At 58.3% G+C, this 1,878-nt stretch carries 2 protein-coding genes and 1 pseudogene; 2 read left to right on the top strand and 1 reads right to left on the bottom strand.

Translation table 11 applies throughout. The annotated features are described in order from the left end of the window. A pseudogene (locus O8B93_RS27795) lies at positions 1-274 on the top strand (methyl-accepting chemotaxis protein); the annotation flags it as partial. Between the two features lie 242 nt (positions 275-516). Here the strand turns inward: O8B93_RS27795 and O8B93_RS27790 are convergent. Beyond that, a complete protein-coding gene (locus O8B93_RS27790; protein ID WP_269713100.1) occupies positions 517-726 on the bottom strand; it encodes a hypothetical protein in 210 nt (69 codons plus the stop codon). Between the two features lie 60 nt (positions 727-786). Between O8B93_RS27790 and O8B93_RS27785 the strand changes: the two genes are divergently transcribed. Further along, on the top strand, positions 787-1,878 hold a 1,092-nt coding region (locus tag O8B93_RS27785), incomplete at its 3' end, for a methyl-accepting chemotaxis protein (protein ID WP_269713099.1).

Below are 1,878 nucleotides of genomic sequence, written 5' to 3'. Positions count from 1 at the left end.
GGACACGCAGAAGAATGCGGCCATGGTGGAAGAGACCAATGCCGCAAGCCACAGTCTGGCCAAGGAGGTGGCATCGCTCAACCAGCTGCTTTCGCAGTTCAAGCTGGCCGAGGGCGCCTATCAGCAGAAGAGCCAGCCGGCTCCGGTGCGCAGTGCCGCGGGCAGCGACAGATCGGTGGCCTCTCCCGTGCGGGCGCTTGGCCGCAAGCTTGCTTCGGCATTCTCCGGCAATGCCGCTGTTGATACGTCGAAGGGTGACTGGCAGGAATTCTGAGGTAGCGACCCCGCTCCTCGGTCCCAAGCTTCGACCGGACTGTACCGCATGACCGAAGGCAAATACCACGCAGGCGAAAATCGTCTGCGTGGTATAAATTTGATGGTGACCCGCATCGTCAGTGACTGTTGTTGCAGGACGACAATGTCCGACAGTCAGGGCGGTCGATGCCCTCAACCCGCCACCGGTGTCATCCGTCTGCGTTTCCTTGTGAACAGATTATAAAGTTTTTTATTATAATATTATTGCCGGAAAATAGATTGACGCCGCACCCGGCGGTTTTGCGTACTGTTTCCCGAAAAATTGAGTCTGTGGCCGCCGCTCGCCGGCGGAGCAGCATCATCAGGTCTCACCGTGTTGACGAAGGCGCGATTGCTGGCCTTTGAGGCGCGGCGGGCCTGCAAGCGGTCAGTAAAGCCTTGATGATGAAGGCGTTTGACGTGCAATGTCATTTTCGCCGAACACCTCCGGCACGGGGAAGGAGCGGTCTCCCACCTTTTAAAGGGTTTCCCGTGTCCTTTCTTAAAAATGCCAGTATCCGTACCAAAATTCTGTCGCTCATTCTCCCGCTTTGCGTTGTTGGCCTCGGTGCCACCACGTTCATGGCCAGCCGTTACAAGGAAGCGGACACCGCCTATTCGGATTTCATAGCCAATGACAATGCGGCTCTGGTGGAGCTTGCGCGCGCCAATCGCAATCTGTCGGCGGCCGCTTACGGCGCCTATCAGATCATGGCTTATGATGCGAATGGACCGGAGATAAAGGTTGCCAAACAGGCTTATACTGAAAGCAAAGCTCTCCTCCTCCAGCGTCTTAACAAGGTGAAGGCTGTTTTTCCCGAGGAGGCTGCCGCCATCGACGCCTTCATCACGCAGTCACAGGCAATTACCGACTTGACCGACAAGGCGGTCGAACTGGGACTGGCGAACCGCAATGAGGAATCTGCCGCCCAGCTCCTCAAGGCTGACACGTCCATAACCGCGACATCGACGGCCATAACGGCGCTGGTTGACAAGCTTGCCAAGGGTATCACCAAGGGCAGCGACGATCTGACTGACCAAACCAATTCGACCATCCTGACTTCGCTCGTCGTGGTGGGGATCGTCTTCCTCGCCGGCATCATCCTCGCACTTTTCGTTGCTTCGCGCGGTATTACCACGCCGATTGCGCGGTTGCGTGAGCGCATGGCGTCGCTTGCCGGCGGCGAGACGGCGGCCGAGATCGACGGCATGGACCGGAAGGACGAAGTTGGCCAGATGGCGGTCGCGGTTCAGGTGTTCCGCGAGAACGCCATCGAGCGCATCCGTCTCGAGCAGGAAACCGAAGCCAATCGGTCGATGTCGGAGAAAGACCGCATCGAACGCGAGCAGCAGAAGGCAAGGGAAGCGGCAGACGTCAAATTTGCCGTCGACAATCTCGCGACCGGTCTTTCGAAGCTTTCCGACGGCGATGTCTCCTATCGCATCGACCAGCCGTTCACGGCGACACTCGACGGTGTGCGCAACGACTTCAACATGTCGGCAGAGAAGCTGCAATCGGCATTGACCCGGGTTGCGCAGAATGCCGGCGGCATCGGCGCAGGCGCAAACGAGATCAAGTCGGCT

The sequence above is a fragment of the Martinezella rhizogenes genome (assembly GCF_027460065.1).
GTDB classification, from domain to species: domain Bacteria; phylum Pseudomonadota; class Alphaproteobacteria; order Rhizobiales; family Rhizobiaceae; genus Agrobacterium; species Agrobacterium rhizogenes_C.
The sequence above is the reverse complement of the archived record's forward strand: the minus strand, read 5'-3'. Positions and strand labels throughout refer to the sequence as shown.